Raw genomic sequence first — 816 nt, 5'->3', positions numbered from 1 at the left:
GGGGTCGAGCCGATCTGCAGGGTTCTGCCGATCGCCCCATCCACCTACTACGATCACCTGGCGAAGCGGGCCGATCCGGCCCGGTTGTCGGATCGTGCCCGGCGCGACGCAGTCCTGCGGCCCGAGATCGAGCGCGTCTTCGAGGAGAACTGGAGGGTCTACGGTGTGCGCAAGGTCTGGCGTCAGCTGGATCGGGAAGGCTTCGATGTCGCCCGTTGCACAGTCGCCAGGCTGATGAAGGACATGGGTATTCAAGGCATCATCCGCGGCAAGCCGCACAGAACGACGGTGCCGGATAAAAAGGCCCCATGCCCTTTGGACAAGGTGAACCGGCAGTTTCGCGTGCCGGCGCCGAACATGCTCTGGGTCAGTGATTTCACTTACGTCGCCACTTTGAGGGGGTTCGTCTATGTCGCTTTCGTCATCGATGCCTACGCGCGCCGCATCGTTGGCTGGCGGGCGAGCCAAACAGCGCACGCAGGCTTCGTTCTCGATGCCCTCGAACAGGCTGTCCACGATCGCCGCCCAGTCAAGGGCGCGGGGCTCGTCCACCATTCCGACCGAGGGTCGCAATACCTGTCGATCAAATACACTGAGAGGCTCGGCGAGGCCGGCATCGAACCTTCCGTCGGCAGCGTCGGCGATAGCTACGACAACGCCTTGGCGGAGACAATCAATGGCCTGTTCAAGGCCGAGGTCATCCACCGTCGCGGTCCTTGGTGCAACTTCGAGGCCGTCGAATATGCCGCCCTCGAATGGGTCGACTGGTTCAACAACCGTCGCCTGCTCGAGCCGATCGGGAACATCCCGCCGGCA

At 63.0% G+C, this 816-nt stretch carries 1 protein-coding gene; it reads left to right on the top strand.

Features of this window, described 5'->3' with window-relative positions; genetic code table 11:
* A partial coding sequence (locus DDE75_RS17085; RefSeq protein ID WP_108503584.1) for an IS3 family transposase occupies positions 1 to 816 on the top strand: 816 nt, incomplete at both ends.

The sequence above is a fragment of the Paracoccus indicus genome, from assembly GCF_003056335.1.
In the GTDB taxonomy this organism is placed as follows: Bacteria; Pseudomonadota; Alphaproteobacteria; order Rhodobacterales; family Rhodobacteraceae; genus Paracoccus; species Paracoccus indicus.
The sequence above is the reverse complement of the archived record's forward strand: the minus strand, read 5'-3'. Positions and strand labels throughout refer to the sequence as shown.